Below are 19,169 nucleotides of genomic sequence, written 5' to 3' on the forward strand. Positions count from 1 at the left end.
CGAGGCGTTCCTCATGAAACTGAGTATTGCAAGACGGTTGTTCATCGTGTGCGCAGTGCTGGTGCTGGCGCTGGCTGGTGTGGCGGTTTACGGCTGGATGTCCCTCAACGAAGTGGCGATGCTGGCGCGGCGCGCCAGCGCCGAGCGCACCCGGCAACTGATGCGCGTGGCCGACATGGAGCTGGCCATGACCCGAGTCTCGCTGCAGATGCGTGACGCCATGTTGAGCAAGGCGCCGGACAAGGTGGCGCAGACCCTGGCCGACGTGGACAAGGGGCGCCAGCATATCGACGAGGTTCTGGCCGAGTACAAGCGCAATGCCGCGTTCGATGCAGGCAATGCCTTTTTTGCCAACGCCGCCGAATACAGCGGGCAATTCTGGAAGGTGGGAGGGGAAAACCTGGCGTTGATCCGGTCCGGCCGCATGGACGAAGCCTATGCCTTCCTGTCGGGCAAGACGATGTCGGCGCGCGGGCAATTCCTTTCGGCGCTGGCGGCGGAAAAAAAGCGCCAGAGCGAGCGCCTGCTCGAGGAGGTGCAACAGATCGAGGCCAATGCGATCGCCATCAGCAGCATGCTGGCCGGCGCTGTGGCGCTGCTGGCCTGCGCGCTGCTCGGGTTTTCCTGGCATGTGGCGCGTGTCCTGGGGCGCCGGGTACGTGAAGCGCAGGTGATCGCGCAGGGAGTGCGGGACGGGGACCTGAGCGCTTCGCCCAAGGACGGCGGCCGTGATGAGATCAGTCCCCTGCTGCAGGCGCTGGGGGCGATGCAGGGGGCTCTGGTGCAGGTTGTCGGAACGGTGCGCCAGGGGGCCGAAGCCGTAGCGGCCGCCAGCGCGGAGATTGCCCATGGCAACCGGGACCTGAGCGTGCGCACCGAACGGCAGGCATCGGCGCTGGAGCAAACGGCTTCGTCAATGGAGGAGTTGGGCGCCACGGTACGGCAGAACGCGGACCACGCGCATCAGGCCAAGCATCTGGCGATGGATGCTTCGCAGGTCGCGGTACAGGGCGGGGAAGTGGTGGGCCAGGTGGTGGAAACCATGAAGGGGATCAACGAAAGCAGCCGCCGCATCGCCGACATCATCGGCGTGATCGACGGCATCGCGTTCCAGACCAACATACTGGCGTTGAATGCGGCGGTGGAAGCGGCCCGGGCCGGCGAGCAAGGACGCGGCTTCGCAGTGGTGGCGGCGGAAGTGCGCTCGCTGGCTGGCCGTAGCGCCGAAGCCGCCAGGCAGATTGCGCAACTGATCAATACCAGCGTCGAGCGCGTGGAGCAGGGCGCGGCGCTGGTCGACCAGGCCGGCCGCACCATGACCGACGTCGTGACCAGTATCGGTCGGGTGGCCGGGATCGTGACGCAAATCAGCACCGCCAGTTCGGAGCAGGAGGCCGGCGTTGCGCAGATCGGCGAGGCCGTTGCCGAAATGGACCGCGCGACCCAGCAGAACGCGGCGATGGTGGAAGAGATCGCCGCCGCCGCTTCGGACTTGACGCGGCAGGCCGGCGATCTGGTCGACGCGATGGCGGTGTTCAAGATCGCACGCGCGGACATCATGGACGGCGCGGCACCGGGGGACGCGCTGGTCGCCGCCGGTTGAGCCAGGCTGCGCAATCCAGGCCGATTTCTCCGGCGCACGCGCCGGAATGCGTCCGGAGGCATCCGGCGCACAGATGTAACGATGACAACGATAAACAAGGGAGACGACATGCAACAGCACGCAAGGAAAATCGCATCGGAAAACAAGAGAACCTCGTTCAAGGCATTCGCCGCGATGGCCGGCACGCTGGTGGCCAGCGCTTCGGCCCACGCGCTCGACCTCAATCCAGGCGGCGACTGGCAGACGCGCTGGGACAACACCGTCAAGTACAGTGCCGGCTATCGCATCGGTTCGCCCAGGGCAGAGCTGACCAACGGGACGGGCAAGGCCAACAATGACGATGGGGATCGCAATTTCAACCGGGGGCTGATCTCGAACCGGATCGACCTGCTCTCCGAATTCGACATCCAGAAGGATGGCATGGGCCTGCGCTTGTCGGGCGCTGCATGGTACGACACGGTCTATAACAGCGGCACCGCCAATACCTCTCCGGGCACCAGCAACAATGTCAATTCGCCCTATAACCAGTTCTCCGGGGAGACGCGCCGCATCGCCGGCAACAATGCCGAGATGCTCGACTGGTTCGTCTTCAACCGGCACCAGCTAGGCGATGCCACGTTGTCCTACCGGCTGGGCCAGCACTCGCTTATCTGGGGGACGACGCTGTTCTTCGGCATGAACGGCATCGCCAAGGGGATGGCGCCGATCGACTTGTACAAGCTCTCCATTCCCGGCGCCCAGGCCAAGGAAACCACTATTCCGGTGCCGCAGTTGTCGGGAACTTTGCAGCTCACCGACGATACCAGCGTCGAGGCCTATTACCAGTTCAAATACCGCCCCACCCGACTGCATCCGGCCGGCAGCTACCTGAGCTCCACCGACATGCTGGGCGACGGCGCCGAATCGATCTACGCGGGCCCCCTCAAGCTTAAGTATGCCGGCATGGTCAAGGGTTCTCTGCCCAACAACTTCGGTGTCGCGCTTAACACTCGCAGCGAATGGCTTGACGCCGATCTGGGCTTCTATGCCATCCGCTACAACGATACTTCGACACAGGTGGTGACCCAGGCCTCCACCGGCCGCTACTACCTGGCCGTGCCGAACAACGTGAAGTCCATCGGTGCCAGCATCTCGCGCCTGGTCGGCATCGCCAACGTCGGGCTGGAAGCTTCGATGCGCTTCGGCCAGCCACTGGTGGCGAAATCGGGAACGGTCGTCATCCCGGCCGGCGCCAGCGCAGGCTGGCTGGCCAGCAATGTGCCTTATCCGACCGGCCGCACCGCGCACCTGAACCTGTCGACGACGATTGTCACCGGCGCCTCGTCGATGTGGGACGGCGCCAGCGTGGTGGGCGAATTGTCGGCCAACCATCTCAACAGCGCCGATCGCAACGCCGACAAGGTCGACACCTCGCTCAACAAGAACAGCTATGGCGGACGCGTCGTCTTTACGCCGACCTGGTACCAGGTGGCGCCGGGTCTGGACGTGAGCCTGCCGCTGAACCTCGGCTGGTCGTTCAAGGGCAAGTCGGTCATCGATACCGCCTTCCCGTTCTCCGGCAGCCCGGACCATGGCGGAGAATTCATCGTCGGCCTGACCGGCGTGTATCTCAACAAGTGGACGGCCAACTTGTCGCTGATCACCTATCTCGGCAATGCGAGCACGCAGCCGCTGCTGGACCGCGACTACATGCGCCTGAGCCTGCAAGCCAGCTTCTGATCCAACATAGAACGAACAAGGAGACACACTCATGAAAGCGCCATTTTCCAAACCTACCCGCGCCTGGCTGGTCCTCGGACTGGTTGCCGGCCTTGGCATGGCCGATGCGGCGGCGCAGGGCGCCCCCAACCTGAAGTCGGGGACGCTGACGCCATACGGCGCCGAACGCGCCGGCAACAAGGACGGCAGCATCCCTGCCTGGGACGGCAAGGCGGTCAATACGCCCGTGGGCGCCAACAACCGGCGGCCGGATCCGTTCGCGTCGGAAAAGCCGGTGGTATCGATCACTGCCGCCAACGTCGCGCAGCATGCCGACAAGCTGACCGACGGCACCAAGGCGTTGCTGGCGAAATGGCCGGGCATGCGCGTGGATGTCTATCCGACCCACCGCAGCGCGGTGTTTCCGCAATCGATCTATGATGCGGTGGCGCAAAACGCTACCCGCGCCAAGCTGGTCAACGACGGTCTGACGGTGGAAGGCGCCTATGGCGGCATTCCGTTTCCGGTTCCCAAGAGCGGCCATGAGGCGCTGTGGAACCACATGCTGAGCTACCGCGGCCAGCTCACCAGCTTTACTGCCGACAAGTACGTGATGACCGCCGGCGGAGAACGCGTCCTGACCAACCGCCAGCGCACCAGCCTGGCCTATCCGTTCTACGACATGAAAGGCAAGGCGAACGCGTTCAGCGGGGAGTGGGCGCGTGCGCGCCTGGACATCACCGAGCCGCCGGCCAATGCCGGACAGGCGATGATGACCATCGATTACGTCGATAACTACAGCAAGCCCAAGGATGGCTGGCAATACGTTCCAGGCCAGCGTCGCGTGCGCAAGTCGCCGTCCCTGGTCTACGACACGCCGGACGCATCGGCCGCCGGCCTGGCCAATTTCGATGACGTCAATCTGTTCATCGGCGCGCAGGATCGTTACAACGTCAAGCTGGTCGGAAAGCGCGAGATCTATATCCCTTACAACAACAACGGCCTGTTTCTCAAGCCGGTCAACGACGTCATCGGCAAGGGGACGCTCAATCCGGATGCCGTGCGCTGGGAACTGCATCGCGTGTGGGTGCTGGAAGCCACGCTGCGCGACGGCAAGCGTAATGTAGCCGCCAAGCGCCGCCTGTACCTGGACGAAGACACCTGGCAAGCCGTGCTGGCCGATACCTGGGATGCGCAAGGCAAGCTGTGGAAGACAGGCCAGGCCTTCACGCTCCTGGCCGGCGACGAGCCTTCCGCGAGCACGCTGAGCTATACCTGGTTCGACCTGCTGACCGGCGGTTGGGTATACGCGGCGGCGATCAATGAAACCGGCGGCGTGGCATACCAGGATTTCGATGCCAAGCAATTGAGCCGCTTCACCTCCAGCGCGCTGGCCAGCGGCGGTGTGCGTTGACCATGAAGTCGCCGTTTCAGCTCTTCACGCGCCGCGCCGCCGTGGTTGCCGCCATCGCGGCGGCGCTGCTGGCTGTGGACGCCAATGCCGCCGATACGCTGCCATCTGCCTTGCAGCGTCCGGCAATTGCCGTCACCCATCCGGCACAGGCCAACCTGCTGGCTATCGAACGTGCCGGCAAGCGCCTGGTGGTCGCGGGCGAACGCGGCCTCATCATCTATTCCGACGATGCCGGCCGGCACTGGTCACAGGCGCGCGTGCCGGTCAGCGTAACCTTGACCGCGCTGCGTTTCGCCGACCAGCGCCAAGGGTGGGCAGTCGGCAATATGGGGGTCGTCCTGCGCAGCGACGATGGCGGCGCCAGCTGGACGAAGGTGTTGGACGGCCAGGCCGCCGCTGCACTGGCCGAGCAATCGGCGCAACAGGCGTGGGATGCCGTCAGGCCCGACCCGGCCAATGCCGACCATCCGCTGAACCTTCTGCTGGAAGACGCGCAGCGCCTGGTGGATGAGGGCGCGGACAAGCCTTTCCTGGATATCCGCCTGCGTCCCGATGGCAGCGTGCTGGTGGTAGGCGCGTATGGCTTGGCCTTCGCCAGCGCCGACCGGGGCTGTACCTGGCAGGCGCAGATGAAGGATCTGCCCAATCCCAATGGCGCAACCATTTACGGCGCCGTGGCGCGCCAACAGGAGCAATTCCTGTTCGGCGAACAGGGGTTGCTGCTGCGTGCGGCCGATAACCCGCAGGATCGGTTCGCGGCACAGCAGGCGCCGATGGCCGGCAGCCTGTTCGGGGGGCTGCCGCTCAGGAGCGGCGCGCTGATGTTGTTTGGCCTGCGCGGCAAGGTCTACCGCAGCGCCCGGCCGGGCGCGCCGTGGGTGGAGCTGCAGACTCCGGTGGATGCTTCGCTGCTGGCCGGATTGCAGTTGCCCGATGAAACCGTCCTGCTGCTGGGAGCGACCGGGCAGGTGGTGGCCAGTCGCGACCAGGGGCAGAGCTTTTCGCTGCTGCCGATGAAGACACGCTTCCCGTTCACCGGCGCCGCGCTGGCGCCGGATGGCGCGCTGGTGCTGGTCGGAACGCGTGGTTTGCTGCGTATCGCGCCTGAAGAACTGGCCTTCGCGCTGGCCGGCGCTTCCCCTTCCAACCGTTCCGCCCAGGCAGCCCTCGCCGCCGTCCCCAAACCATGAATACCATGCACCATACGCCGCATACGTCGCATACGCAGCAGGACACGATTCCTTTCGACCCGGATTCAGGCAACCGCCTCGAACGTTTTGTCTTCGGCCATCGCCGCTGGCTGCTGGCGCTGTGCCTGCTGGCGACCTTGCTGCTGGGCTGGCAGGCCGGACGCATCGTGCCTAATGCCAGCTTCGACGGCATGTTGCCGCTGAACCATCCCTACCTGCAGAACTATCTGGCCGAGCGCAAGAAACTGGTGTCGCAGGCCAACAGCCTGCGCATCGTGGTCGAGCACAAAGGCGCAGGCAGCGTGCTCGATGCGCGCTACCTGGCCGCGCTGCGCCATATCAACGACGACGTGTTCCTGTTGCCGGGCGTGGTGCGCGGCCAGCTCAAATCGCTGTGGACGCCCTCGACCCGCTGGACCGCCGTCACCGAGCGCGGTTTCGAAGGCGGCACCGTGATTCCCGACGACTACGATGGCTCGGCCGCGGCGCTGGCGCGGGTGCGGTTGAACATCGAGCGCTCGGGCGAAGTGGGTCAGTTGGTGGCGCGCGACTTCCAGTCGAGCGCCCTGATCGTGCCGCTGGCGGAACGCGGCGAGGACGGCGCCGAGTTGGACTACGCGGCGTTGTCGCAGCAACTGGAAAAGCTGCGCGACAAATACAACGGCGACGAGATCGCGATCCATATCACCGGCTTCGCCAAGGTGGCGGGCGATCTGCTGGCCGGCCTGCTGCAAGTGCTGGCCTTCTTCGGCCTGGCGGCGCTGATTGCCGCGGTGATCGTGTTCTGGTACACCCGCTGCCTGCGCAGCACCTTCCTGGTGATGGCGTGTTCGCTGATCGCCGTGGTGTGGCAACTGGGATTGCTGCCGCTGTTGGGGTATGCGCTCGATCCCTACGCAGTGCTGGTGCCGTTCCTGGTGTTCGCCATCGGCATGAGCCACGGCGCGCAGAAGATGAACGGGATCATGCAGGACATCGGCCGCGGCATGCCGCGCCTGGTCGCCGCGCGGTATACCTTCCGCCGCTTGTTCACGGCCGGCTTCACCGCGCTGGCGTGCGACGCGGTCGGTTTTGCGGTGCTGATGATGCTGGACATCCAGTCCATCCGCCGCCTGGCAATCACCGCCAGTCTGGGTGTGGCGATCCTGATCTTCACCAATCTGATCGTACTCCCGGTGTTGCTGAGCTATACCGGCGTGAACCCTCGCGCCGCCCGTCGCGCCGCGTTGGCCGAGCAGCAGGTCGCGGAGCGGTTTACGCTGTGGCGCTTCCTGTGCAAGTTCACGCAGCCGCGCTGGGCCGTCTGCACCATCATGGCGGCGGCGTTGCTTGGGGCGTATGGCCTGTATGCCAGCCGCATGCTGCAGGTGGGCGACCTCGATGCCGGGGCGCCGGAATTGCGGCCGCAGTCGCGCTACAACCGCGATAATGCCTACCTCACGCAGCACTACAGCACCAGCAGCGATGTCATGGTGGTGATGGTCAGGACTCCTGTCCAGGGAGCGATGAAGCATGCCGTGCTGGAACGCGTGGACGATCTTGAATGGCGCTTGCGCCAGGTGGCCGGCGTCGAAACCACGCAGTCGGTGGCTTCCCTGGCACGCCAGACGGCGGTGGCGATGAACGAGGGCAATCCGCGCTGGTACGAGTTGCAGCCGAACCAGGCGGCGTTGAACACGGCCAGTTCGCGGGCGCCGCGCAGCCTGGTCAATTCCGATTTTTCGTTGCTGCAGGTACAGGTTTACCTGGCCGACCACAAGGCGGCGACCCTGCGCCGCGTCAGTGCGGAAGTGGAGGCCTTCGCCAAGGAGAACGACAGCAAGGACGCACAATTCCTGCTGGCTGCCGGCAATGCCGGCTTTGAGGCGGCGACCAACGCTGTCGTGGAAAAAGCCAATCACGAAATGCTGCTGCTGGTATATGCCGCAGTGGTGGCGCTGGCGTATTTCACTTTCCGCTCGTGGCGGGCGGTGGCCTGCGCGATCATTCCGCTGGCGTTGACATCGATCCTTGCCGAGGCGCTGATGGTGTGGCTGGACATCGGGCTCAAAGTGGCGACGCTACCAGTGGTGGCGCTTGGGGTGGGCATCGGCGTGGACTATGCGCTGTACGTGCTGAGCATCATCCTGGCGCAGATGCGCCAGGGCCGCACCCTGGCCGAGGCTTACCGCCAGGCGTTGCTGTTCACCGGCCGCGTGGTGATGCTTACCGGCGTGACGCTGGCGCTGGGGGTGGCGACCTGGGCGTTTTCGCCGATCAAGTTCCAGGCGGACATGGGGATCTTGCTGGCCTTTATGTTCATCGTCAACATGATCGGGGCGCTAGTGCTGCTGCCCGCGCTGGCGCACTTTCTGTTGAAGCCGGCCGCGCCGCTGTGGGCTGATGACGCAAGCCACGCCGCTGCGCCGTCGCCTGTTCTCGGACACTGAACCCAGAAGCCTCCGCCTGCGCCGGCAACGGCGCCGGGGCGGACCGGCCTTTTGGAAAGTACCGGTGAATTTAACTTTTGTTTAATGACACGGCCCGGTACCGCAACTATTCTTGGCACCGTTGGCGCAACTGGCGCGGGGAAATTCCTTCCGTTTTCGCGCTACGGGCAGCAACGGCCATACCGTGAATCAATAACTACGATGAGGAGCACTTCATGGATCGCAGAACCATCCTTCGCCTGTTCGGTTCAGGCACCCTGGCGGCGCAATTGCCGCTGGCGCCGTTGGCGAAGGCCCAGGCCGCCGCAAGTGCGGCGTTGCCGAAAAAAGGAGTGATGCTGATGAATCGCATCGCGCCATCGGTTTCCGAACTGTACGCCGCCAACCCGGACGGCTCCGACGAGCGCAAGCTGCTGGCCGATTCCGCCTATGAATATAACGGCAGCCTTTCTTCCAACGGCCAATGGCTGCTGTTTACTTCCGAGCGCCGCGGCGACGGCCAGTCGGATATCTTCCGGGCCCGGCCGGACGGCACCGGCATCGCGCCGCTGGTCGACAGCGATTCGATGGAAGACGCAGCCGATCTTTCGCCCGACGGCCGCACACTGGCGTTCGTTTCCACCCGCAACGGCTACCGCGCCAACATCTGGCTGATGGATATTTATACCGGCCGCCAAAAGCAGTTGACCGGCGTGGGCGATGTGCGCGGCAAGGAAGGGAAGCCCGATTGCTACTTTCGTCCTTCGTGGTCGCCTGACGGCCAGTGGATCGCTTTCTCCAGCGACCGCAACACTGAATGGACCGGCCACGATAAGGGGCAGGGCTGGGAGCATACGCAGGAACTGGGCATCTACATTATCCGCCCGGACGGCACGGGCTTTCGCAAGGTGGCTTCCAAGCCTGGCTATTGCCTGGGCTCGCCAAAATGGTCGCCAGACGGCAAGCGCATCGTGTTTTATGAGATGACAGTCGAGGCGACATGGGGCGCGCGCCGCCCGAACTACTACGGCAAGGCATTCTCCCAGATCGTGTCGGTCGACGTGGCCAGCGGCCATCGTATCGAGCACACCAGCGGCAACGATCTCAAGTTGTCGCCGCAATTTCTGAGCAATTCGGAGATCGGCTACCTGATCAAGTACGGCCCGAACGAAGGCTTGGCCTACACCTCGGACCGCGCCCCATGCAAGAAGACCTTCATCCGCTCCCCGAGCTGGACCCGGGACGGAAAGTCGGTCATCTACGAAAAGGTATCGTTCCAGCCGATCCGCCCGCTGCTCAAGCCGCTCTTCAGTTGGGATCCGGAATGGGAGTACCGGCATGTCGATGTCTACCCGCTGATGTCGCGCGACGGCTGGATCGTATTCACCGAGAAGCAGTTGGGCAACAGTTCGTTGTTTGTCATGCGCCCGGATGGATCGCAAAAGCGCAAGCTGTTCGAATCATCCGGACATGGGCTCAACGAGGCCAAGGTGCGCATGGGCCTGGCGGGCGCTTTCCAGCCGTGCTGGTCGCCGGATGGCGAGTGGGTCGCTTTCGGCCTGGGCTATTGGTTCTTCGAGCGCAACACCATGACGGCCGCATTGTGGCGCGTGCGCCGCGACGGCACCGGCGCCGAACAATTGACCGACGGCAGCATCCATTCTGGCTTTCCGAGCTATTCGGCCGATGGCCAGGAACTGGTCTACCGCGTCTGGAGCCAGAGGGAAAAGGGCTTGCGTATCCTTAACCTGGACACGAAGAAGATCCGCGTATTGACCGAAGGTATGGACAACATGCCAGGATGGTCGCCGGACGGCCGGCGCATCGTGTTCACCCGCAGGCGCGATGACGGCAACTACGACGTCTATACCATCCGCCCCGACGGCAGCGGCCTGTTCCGCTGTACCGACCATGAGTCCAGCGACGGCCACGCTGTCTGGACTGCGGACGGCCGCATCATGTGGAGCGGTTCGCAGCATGGTTTCCGGGATGAAGCGGCGCTGTACGACCAGACCTTCCAGCAATATGGCCAGATCTACATCATGAATGCGGATGGGACGGACAAGCGCATCCTGACCGATAGCCGGTGGGAAGACTCGATGCCGCTTTACGTGCCGCAGAGCTAAGTCTGAGATGCGGGCGGCTTTCCTTTCCGGCGATGACGGACGGGGAGCCGCGGCACTTCAGGCGGCGAAATCCGGCAAGCAAAAACCCTGATACAGATGCTCCTGGACTTGAGAGGGCAGGAATATGAAGGATCGCACGACCGGCTGGCTGCCTTCAGTAGGCAATGGAAAGCGGGCCAAATGGAGAGGTGGACTTCTGCGAGAAGATCAACATCACTCAAGGCCAAGGTGCCGGGGTCACATCTTCAAACTGTGACTGCTGCCCAGTGCCCATGGAAGCCGTATCCGGCTTGCGGCCGGGATGCAGCATCGCACCGGTAATCAGTTCCAGCTCGCGCTCGGCGGCTACGAAGGCAGCGTCGGTCAGTGCCTGCTCTTTGACCGGCCAGTTGGTCATTGCCCATCGTTTATAGTCGGTGAAGCGGGCCCGTAACTCTTCGGCATAGTGCTCGCGCTGACGCTCAACAACGGCATCGGAATTGGCCGGTGAATTCATGTCAGCCTCCTTTCATCGAGATCAGGCTTTCGCGTACCTTGGCCATGCCGAAGCGCCAGATCTGCTCTATCTTGATGTGCGGCATGGTCGGCAGCTCGGCGGCATCGATGAAGACGTTCAACACCGCCGGGCCGGGTGCGGCCAGCAGCTGCGCGATGCCGTTGTCGAGTTCATCGGAAGTGCGCGCGGTGAAACCCTGTGCGCCGCAGGCCTGGGCGAAGGCGGCGAAGTCCGGGTTGGGAAATTCTGATCCTTCAAAGGCCGGTAGCCCGGCTTCTTCCATCTCCAGATGCACCAGGCCCCATTCACGGTTGTTGAACACGATCACCTTGACCGGCAGCTTGTGCTCGACGCTGGTCATGAACTCGCCCAGCAGCATTGTGAAGCCGCCGTCGCCGACCGCTACCACCACCTGGCGCGCGCGGTCCAGCGCCTGGATGCCGTTGGCCTGGCCCAGTGAGGTGCCGACCGCGGCATTGTTGAACGAGGCGAGGATACGTTGGCGCCCGCTCTGGCGGATCCAGTTGCCGCACCATAGCGTGACCACGCCGGTGTCGATTACGAACACCGCATCGTCCTGCGCCAGGTCGCCCAAGCGGCGTGCGGCGCGCTGCGGCTTGATCTTCTTGCTGTGGCGCTTTGTCTCGGCATCGCGATCCAGTGAGGCGTTCCATTTCTCGCGGTCGGCATTAACCTTGTTGAGGAAGGCGCTGTCAGTCTGGCCCTCTACCTGCGCCAGCAGCTGCTTCACCGCGGGCGCCACCGAGCCGGTGATGCCCAGCTCCACCGGCGCGCGCCGGCCCAACACGAAGCCTCGCTCGTCGATCTGGATTACGCGGTTCTTGGTCGGCAGGAATTCGGAATAGGGATAGTCTGAGCCGAGCATGAGCATCAGCTCGGCATCATGCAGCGCATCGGTGCCGGGCGCGCCGCCGATCAGGCCGACGCCGCCGATCCAGTGCGGATGGTTGAAAGCGGCCATGTCCTTGGCCTTGAAGGTATGCATCACCGGCGCCTGCAGCTTGGCGGCCAGCGCCAGCACGTCATCGATGGCGTCGCGACAGCCGTTGCCGGCGAAAATGGCGACCGTCTTCGCCTCGTTGATCAGCTTGGCGGCAGCGTCGATCTCTGCCTGGTCCGGCGCCAAGTCGGTACGCCGGCGCAGCGTGGCGAGGCTGGGCACTGTTTCCGCCACCTTGGCGCCGATCACGTCAGCCGGAATGTTCAGGTGGGCCACGCCGCGTTGCGCATAGGCCTGGGCGATAGCCTGGTGGAACACGGCGGGCGCCTGCTCCGCGCTGGTCACGGTCTGCGTGTAGCAGGCCACGTCGCGGAACAGGATGTCCGGCGTATTTTCCTGCAGGTAGTCGGTGCCGCGCCTGGCGGCCGGTACGCCGCCAGAGATCGCCAACACCGGTGCATGATCCTTGCGCGCTTCGTACAGGCCGGCCACCAGGTGGTTGGAACCCGGGCCGGTGGTGCCGCAGCATACAGCCAGCTGCCCGGTCAGCTTGGCCTGGCCGGAAGCGGCCAGCGCCGCGCCTTCCTCGTGGCGTACGCCGATCCATTCGATGCGCTTGTCGCGGCGGATGGCTTCGGTGAGCGGGTTCAAGGCGTCGCCGACTACGCCGAAGATCTGGCGCACGCCGATCCGGTAAAGCGTGTCGATGAGGGTTTCTGCTACGGTGGCGGACATGGCGGCTCCATCAAAAGTGAATGGGATACAGCGAAATGGTGTTCGTTTGAGACTAATCCCGTCGGCATCCGGCATGTATCGGCGGGAGCGGTAAATCCCTGTAGGAAAGTCTCACTGTAGGAAAGCCGGATCTTCCTGCGGCCGATTCGCCTTGATGAACAGCAAGAGACCGGCATTCAACGGCTGCTTCGGGCGTATTCCTACGCTCCCTTCATCCACCGGCCGACTGCGCCGCGCCACACGCGCTTCGATAATGTTCCATGAGTGATGACGATAACGGAGACAGCCATGCGCCGCGCATTGTGGACGGGAGCGATCAGCTTCGGCCTGATCAACATTCCGGTCGAGCTCTACACCGCCGAAAAGAAGGACGAATTGGACTTTCACATGCTCGACCGTCGTGACTTGGCGCCGGTTGGCTACAAGCGCGTCAACAAGAAGTCCGGGCGCGAAGTGTCGTGGGAAAACATCATCAAGGGCTACGAATACGAAGAGGGGAAATACGTGCTGATGTCCGACGAGGACCTGCGCCGCGCCAATGTCGAGGCTACGCAGAGCATCGATATCCAGAGTTTCGTCGAGGTCGGGCAGGTGCCGATCCTGTATTACGAACAGCCGTACTACCTGGCGCCGGCCAAGGTTGGCGACAAGGCGTATACCCTGTTGCGCGAAACCCTGCTGGCGAGCGGCAAGATGGCCATCGCCCAGATCGTGATCCGCACGCGCCAGCACCTGGCGGCGCTGCTGCCGCAGGGCGAGATGCTGAACCTGATCACCTTGCGCTACCCGACCGAACTGCGCGCGCCGGACGACATTGCGGTGCCGTCGCGCACCGCGAAGAAATCCGGAGTGTCGAAGCAGGAAGTGGAAATGGCGCGGGCGCTGGTCGAGCACATGTCGGCCGACTGGGCGCCGGAGCAATTCCGCGACACCTATCGCGACGATGTGCTGGCCCTTATCAACAAGAAGATCAAAAGCGGCCAGACCCACGAAGTGGCCGAACCGGAGGAACAGTCCGTCGCTTCTCCGGGCAGCGGCAAGGTGGTGGACTTGATGGCCCTGCTCAAGGGCAGCCTGGAAGGGCGAGGCAAGAGCGCCGGCGCGTCGCGCCAGGCGGCCAATGATGCGCCGGCCAAGCCCCGCGCCGCGAAGGGCGCCAGCGTCCACAAGCTGCCGGCCCGCAAGCCGGCCGCAAAGAAAGCGGCCGCGACCAAGTCCGGGGTCAAGCACAATGCCGCCAAATCCGCCGCACGCACCGCATCCGGCCGCAGTGGCGCGAGGAGGGCTCAGGCATGAGCGCCAATCATCTCGACCGCTATCGCGCCAAACGCAACTTCAGCATCACGCCCGAGCCGTCGGGTGGCACGCTTGAGCGCAAGGTGGGCAAGCGCGCTACGCCCGACAGGCTGCAATTCTTTATCCAGCGCCACCATGCGCGCCGCCTGCACTACGATTTCCGGCTGGAACTGGACGGCGTGCTCAAGAGCTGGGCCGTACCCAAGGGGCCCAGCCTGGACCCGCACGACAAGCGCCTGGCGGTGCGGGTGGAAGACCATCCGTTGGACTATGGCAGCTTCGAGGGCGACATCCCCGAGCACCAGTACGGCGCCGGTCACGTGGTGTTGTGGGATCGCGGCGAATGGGCGCCCGCAGGCGACCCCCAGGCCGGTCTGAAGAAAGGTCATCTGGCCTTCGAGCTGCGCGGCGAAAAGCTGGAAGGCCGCTGGGCGCTGGTGCGCATGGGCCATGCCGACGATCACGGCAAGGAAAACTGGCTGCTGATCAAGGAAGATGACGGCGCCGCCCAGCGCGGCAAGCAGGCCGCCATCACAGATCTGCGCCCGGAAAGCGTGGCCGGCCGGGGCGACGGGCCGCCGAAGAAAGCGCGCAGGTCCACCCAATCGACGTTCAGGCCCAAGGCCGGGCCGGTGCAGGCCGCTGCGCCCAAGTCCGCGCTCAAGCCTGCGCGCATGCCGGCCCGCATTGAGGCGGAACTGGCCACGCTGGCGGCACAGGCGCCGGACGGCGACGAATGGCTGTCGGAGATGAAGTTCGACGGATATCGGGGCTTGTGCCGTATCGCCGGGGGGCACGCCGCCATTTATACCCGGGAAGGCCTGGACTGGAGCAAACGCTGGCCGGTACTGGTGCGCGCGCTGGAAAAGCTGCCGCTAGACGATGCCTGGATCGATGGCGAGGTAGTGGCGCTGGACCAGCATGGCGGCATCAGCTTCGAGGCGCTGCAGAACTACGCCAACGGCGAGCGGCAGCAGGCCGATGGCGTGCGCCTGGCGCTGTATGCTTTCGACCTGCCATACCTGAACGGCCATGACCTGCGCGAACTGCCGCTACTCCAACGCAAGCAGCTGCTGCGCGAGCTGATCCCCGGCGCTGACGAAGAGGGCCTGCTGCTGTACAGCGAGCATATCGTCGGCCACGCGAGCGAAGTATTCAGGCATGCCTGTCGGCACGGCATGGAGGGGATCGTCGCCAAGCGCGTGGATGCCCCCTATACCGGGCGGCGCGACCGCAACTGGCTCAAGATCAAGTGCGAGCGGCGCCAGGAGTTCGTGATCGGCGGCTACACCGATCCGGCTGGACAACGCAGCGGCTTCGGCGCCATCCTGGTCGGCGTCTACGACAGCGACGGCGCCTTACGTTACGCGGGCCGCGTGGGCACCGGTTTCGACGAACGGCTCCTGGCTTCGTTGCTGAAGCAGTTCAAGTCGCTGGAGCAAGATCATCCGGCCTTCGCCAACCCGCCGGGTGGCAGGCAACTGCGCGGCATGCATTGGATCGCACCGAAGCTGGTAGCCGAGGTGAAGTTTGCGCAATGGACCCAGGCCGGCATCGTGCGACATGGCACCTTTGTCGCGTTGCGCGAGGACAAGAAACCACGCGACATCGTGCGCGAAACCGAGCAGCACAGCGCGCCGGCGATGAGCGACGGCGGCGCTGCGAAGAGCGGTTCGTCCCGCAAGAAAACCGGCGCCCGCAACCGGGCCAGGCAGATCGACCAGTCGGCGCCGGTGACGGTGGAAGGCGTCAAGCTCACGCATCCCGGAAAAATCCTGTTCCCCGATACCGGCCTGACCAAGCTGGAGTTGGCGCGCTACTACCAGAGCGTGGCGCGCTGGATCTTGCCTGAGTTGAAGCAGCGCCCGCTGTCGCTGGTGCGCTGTCCGGAAGGCCATGCCGGCAAGTGTTTTTTCCAGAAGCACGCCGGCCAGGGCATGCCGGATGCCATCGCGCCGATCGAGGTGCCGGAAGGCGATGGCACGGCGCAGTACATGATGGTCAACGATGTCGCCGGATTAGTGGCGACGGTGCAGATGGGCGTGCTGGAACTGCATTCCTGGGGCGCCACCGGGCGCGCGCTGATGCAGCCGGACCGTGTCGTGTTCGATCTCGATCCGGCGCCCGACGTGCAGTGGCCGACGGTGGTGGAAGGCGCCCAGCTTCTGCGCGGCCTGTTGCAGGAGATGGGGCTGGAGTCCTTCCTCAAGACCTCGGGCGGCAAGGGACTGCACCTGATCGTGCCGATCCGGCCGGAGCATGGCTGGGACATCGTCAAGGACTGGGCGCACCGCGTGGCAGCGCATCTGGCGCGCCACCTTCCGGATCGCTTCATCGCGCGCATGACCAAGGCTGCGCGCGGCGGCAAGATTTTCGTCGACTACCTGCGCAATGCGCCCGGTTCAACCACCGTGGCCGCCTATTCGGTACGGGCCAGGGATGGCGCGCCGGTCTCGGTACCGATCACCTGGGAGGAGCTTGAGGACGGAACCGGGCCCGACAGATTCCGCGTTGCCAATATGGCCGACCGCGTGCAAATACTGCAAAGAAGTGATCCTTGGAAAAACATTGAAAAATCCAATCAGCGGCTGACCGAAGGAGCATTGAAGGTATTCCCCGCTCTGGCTAAATAAACAAAGCATCCATTCACTTCGTGCTGTTCGTGGTTGCAGCCTCGGGTGTTTCCTGATTAATCAGAACGGCGGCGCAGGGCTATCGACACAGGGCGCCATCTCCGCCGGGCATCTTCCGACAGCGGGGCAGCGTCGGAAGATGAGGGCCGGACCCGCGCCGCTCCCGACGCCTGCCGCCCTCACGCCAACGCCTCGCGGCCCAGCTCGCGCTGTCCGGCCAGCGCCTCGACAAATTGCTGCAACAGCTCGGGCAACTGGCCGGCATCGCCCACCGCCAGCGAGAAGTCGTCATCACCGTTGGGCAACACATTGGGGAGTTCGGCCTTGTCGATCACCGAGCTCGCGCTGCCCACGACCAGCAAGGGTTTGCAATGGCGATACTGGTCACGCACGAACTCCGCCACCAGGGGATCGGCCGCCAGGAGCGTGGCGGCCTGTTCGCCATCGGGAATCGCCACCGCGTCGTACAGCGCCGACGGCGCGGCCGACAGCGTGATCTCCACCTGGAAGGGCTGGCCCGCCGAGCAGGTGATCGCTCCCAGTTTCTGCCCCACCAGTCGCGGTACCGCACCCTGCTGCAGCAGGTGTTCATAGACGTGCCTGAGCATGGCGCCGTCGACGCCATCGGCGGCCAGCACGGCCACGCGGCGGGTGGCAATGCCGGTATCGCCCGGATAACTTGTCAGCGACAGCGCCGGCGAAACGGCATATCGAGGCGCATTCGCCACCAAGACGGGCGCCGCCTCCGGTACCTCCAAGCCCAGTCCCTCCGCCACCTGTTGCGCCAGCATGGGATCGACATTGACCAGCAGCGACACCACCCGTTGGCGTACGGCCGGCGTCTGCACGCGAGTCAGCTCGAAGCGGAAGGCGTTGACGATGTGCAGCTGCTCGGCCAGAGTCTGGCTTTGCCAGAACAGCCGCGCCTGCGAATAGTGATCGGCGAACTTCTCCGGCTTGGCCCGTATCTTGTCGCCCTCGACCGGCTGCGGGAAACTCTTGAAACCCGCGGCCCCGGCCTGGAACGGGCAACCGCCGCCCAGCGAATTGGGCTCGTAGGCGACACGGCCGCGATGCAACGTCTGGCGATGCATGCCGTCGCGCTGGTTGTTATGGACGGCGCGCAGCGGCGAGTTGATCGGCAGCTCGTGGAAGTTGGCCCCGCCGAGCCGGCTGATCTGGGTATCCAGGTAGGAATGGATGCGCCCTTGCAGCAGCGGGTCATTGGTGAAGTCGATCCCCGGCACGATATGCGCGGTGCAGAACGCCACCTGCTCGGTCTCGGCGAAGAAGTTGTCGGGATTGCGGTTGAGCACCATGCGGCCCACCGGGATCAATGGCACCAGCTCTTCGGGCACGATCTTGGTGGGGTCGAGGATGTCGAAGGGCATGCCCTCGGCCTCGTCTTCGGAAAAGACCTGCAGGCTCAACTCCCACTCGGGCGCGGCGCCGGCCTCGATGGCTTCCCACAGGTCGCGTCGGTGATAGTCGGGATCGGCGCCGCCGATCTTGACCGCTTCGTCCCAGATCAGCGAATGGGTGCCGGCCTTGGGCGTCCAGTGGAACTTGCAGAACACCGACTCGCCATCGGCATTGACCAGTCGGAAGGTATGCACGCCGAAGCCTTGCATCATGCGGTAGCTGCGTGGAATGGCGCGGTCCGACATCTGCCACAGCAGCATATGGGGGGATTCCGGCATCAGCGAGACGAAGTCCCAAAAGGTGTCGTGCGCGCTGGAGGCCTGCGGCATGCCGAAATGCGGCTCCGGCTTCAGCGCATGCACCAGGTCGGGAAACTTCATCGCATCCTGGATGAAGAACACGGGGATGTTATTGCCCACCAGGTCCCAATTGCCTTCGTCAGTATAGAACTTGACGGCGAAGCCGCGCACGTCGCGTACCGTGTCGGCCGAGCCGGCGCCGCCTGCCACGGTCGAGAAGCGCGTGAACACCGGCGTTCGCTTGCCGTCCTCGGCAAAGGGGGCCGCGCAGGTCAGCTCGGTCAGCGCCTTGTAGCACTCGAAGTAACCGTGCGCGGCCGATCCGCGCGCATGCACTACACGCTCGGGAATACGCTCGTGGTCGAAGTGTGTGATCTTCTCGCGCAGGAGAAAATCTTCCATCGCGGTCGGGCCGCGCAACCCTGCCTTGAGCGAATTCTGGTTGTCCGAGACGGGTACGCCCTGGTTGCTGGTCAGCGCCTGGCCGCTATCATCGGCGCGCACGCGGTCCAGCGAGCCGGCCAGCGCGTTGGCGCCCGGCACCGGTTGCGCGGCGCCGGTCTTAACCGAGCCATGGGCTTCGGTGACGGTGCTGCCATGCACCACCGGATCGGGGGCTTCGACGGTGGCGCCGGTCGGCGCGGTCCGTCCCCGGGCGCCGATCTCGCCCGGCTTGGCGGGATTGTTCGGCAGGCCCGCCGAGACGGCATTGACGCCGGCAATCTTTTGCAACAGCGCCGTCGGCGAATACTCGCCGGCGCCAAATGCAGGCTTGCCGTCGGCAGGTCCCGACATGGTGGACAGCAGCGAACCCGAACCGGGCTTGCCTGATCCAGAGGCGGAGGTTTTTTTTGCGGCAGGAGCTTTCTTGGTCGGCATGGCGTACTC

General features: G+C 64.5%; 11 protein-coding genes. 8 read left to right on the forward strand and 3 right to left on the reverse strand.

Annotation, left to right across the window (positions count from 1 at the left end; translation table 11 throughout):
- The first annotated feature begins 13 nt into the window (after positions 1–13).
- The 6 genes from FB598_RS20965 (at position 14) to FB598_RS08185 (ending at position 10,439) form a co-directional block, all read left to right on the forward strand.
- Positions 14–1,603, forward strand: coding sequence for a methyl-accepting chemotaxis protein (locus FB598_RS20965; protein WP_141913647.1), 1,590 nt, complete (start codon positions 14–16; stop codon positions 1,601–1,603).
- 108 nt (positions 1,604–1,711) lie between these two features.
- Positions 1,712–3,322 (forward strand): DUF1302 domain-containing protein, encoded by a 1,611-nt coding sequence (locus FB598_RS08165; RefSeq protein ID WP_255463859.1) that lies wholly within the window; start codon positions 1,712–1,714, stop codon positions 3,320–3,322.
- A 31-nt stretch (positions 3,323–3,353) separates the two neighbouring features.
- Positions 3,354–4,715, forward strand: coding sequence for a DUF1329 domain-containing protein (locus FB598_RS08170; RefSeq protein ID WP_141913646.1), 1,362 nt, complete (start codon positions 3,354–3,356; stop codon positions 4,713–4,715).
- Positions 4,716–4,717: 2 nt separating this feature from the next.
- Positions 4,718–5,905, forward strand: coding sequence for a photosystem II stability/assembly factor-like protein (locus FB598_RS08175; protein ID WP_255463860.1), 1,188 nt, complete (start codon positions 4,718–4,720; stop codon positions 5,903–5,905).
- 5 nt (positions 5,906–5,910) lie between these two features.
- Positions 5,911–8,334 carry an RND family transporter gene (locus tag FB598_RS08180; protein WP_221292265.1) on the forward strand — a complete coding sequence of 808 codons (2,424 nt, stop codon included), beginning with the start codon at positions 5,911–5,913 and terminating at the stop codon, positions 8,332–8,334.
- A gap of 215 nt (positions 8,335–8,549) precedes the next feature.
- Entirely contained in the window at positions 8,550–10,439 is a 1,890-nt protein-coding gene (locus FB598_RS08185; protein ID WP_141913644.1) for a PD40 domain-containing protein, read from the forward strand.
- Positions 10,440–10,656: 217 nt separating this feature from the next.
- Here FB598_RS08185 and FB598_RS08190 read toward each other — a convergent pair whose 3' ends face one another.
- Together FB598_RS08190 and FB598_RS08195 are read right to left on the reverse strand one after the other, a co-directional pair.
- A complete protein-coding gene (locus FB598_RS08190; protein ID WP_141913643.1) occupies positions 10,657–10,935 on the reverse strand; it encodes a hypothetical protein in 279 nt (92 codons plus the stop codon).
- 1 nt (position 10,936) lies between these two features.
- A complete protein-coding gene (locus tag FB598_RS08195) occupies positions 10,937–12,631 on the reverse strand; it encodes a thiamine pyrophosphate-binding protein (RefSeq protein WP_141913642.1) in 1,695 nt (564 codons plus the stop codon).
- Between the two features lie 288 nt (positions 12,632–12,919).
- Between FB598_RS08195 and FB598_RS08200 the strand changes: the two genes are divergently transcribed.
- Complete coding sequence (locus FB598_RS08200; protein WP_141913641.1) at positions 12,920–13,927, forward strand: Ku protein; 1,008 nt, start codon at positions 12,920–12,922, stop codon at positions 13,925–13,927.
- Entirely contained in the window at positions 13,924–16,560 is a 2,637-nt protein-coding gene (gene ligD / locus FB598_RS08205) for a DNA ligase D (RefSeq protein ID WP_141913640.1), read from the forward strand. Before FB598_RS08200 ends, ligD begins: the two co-directional genes overlap by 4 nt.
- Positions 16,561–16,739: 179 nt before the next feature.
- Here ligD and FB598_RS08210 read toward each other — a convergent pair whose 3' ends face one another.
- Entirely contained in the window at positions 16,740–19,160 is a 2,421-nt protein-coding gene (locus tag FB598_RS08210; protein ID WP_141913639.1) for a catalase, read from the reverse strand.
- Positions 19,161–19,169 lie beyond the last annotated feature (9 nt).

Origin of the sequence: Herbaspirillum sp. SJZ106 (assembly GCF_006715495.1) — a bacterium.
GTDB lineage: Bacteria > Pseudomonadota > Gammaproteobacteria > Burkholderiales > Burkholderiaceae_D > Herbaspirillum.

Coding starts and splice junctions, on each gene's coding strand:
- FB598_RS20965 (WP_141913647.1), top strand. CDS start 14: ATGAAACTGAGTATTGCAAGACGGTTGTTCATCGTGTGCGCAGTGCTG.
- FB598_RS08165 (WP_255463859.1), top strand. CDS start 1,712: ATGCAACAGCACGCAAGGAAAATCGCATCGGAAAACAAGAGAACCTCG.
- FB598_RS08170 (WP_141913646.1), top strand. CDS start 3,354: ATGAAAGCGCCATTTTCCAAACCTACCCGCGCCTGGCTGGTCCTCGGA.
- FB598_RS08175 (WP_255463860.1), top strand. CDS start 4,718: ATGAAGTCGCCGTTTCAGCTCTTCACGCGCCGCGCCGCCGTGGTTGCC.
- FB598_RS08180 (WP_221292265.1), top strand. CDS start 5,911: ATGCACCATACGCCGCATACGTCGCATACGCAGCAGGACACGATTCCT.
- FB598_RS08185 (WP_141913644.1), top strand. CDS start 8,550: ATGGATCGCAGAACCATCCTTCGCCTGTTCGGTTCAGGCACCCTGGCG.
- FB598_RS08190 (WP_141913643.1), bottom strand. CDS start 10,935: ATGAATTCACCGGCCAATTCCGATGCCGTTGTTGAGCGTCAGCGCGAG.
- FB598_RS08195 (WP_141913642.1), bottom strand. CDS start 12,631: ATGTCCGCCACCGTAGCAGAAACCCTCATCGACACGCTTTACCGGATC.
- FB598_RS08200 (WP_141913641.1), top strand. CDS start 12,920: ATGCGCCGCGCATTGTGGACGGGAGCGATCAGCTTCGGCCTGATCAAC.
- ligD (WP_141913640.1), top strand. CDS start 13,924: ATGAGCGCCAATCATCTCGACCGCTATCGCGCCAAACGCAACTTCAGC.
- FB598_RS08210 (WP_141913639.1), bottom strand. CDS start 19,160: ATGCCGACCAAGAAAGCTCCTGCCGCAAAAAAAACCTCCGCCTCTGGA.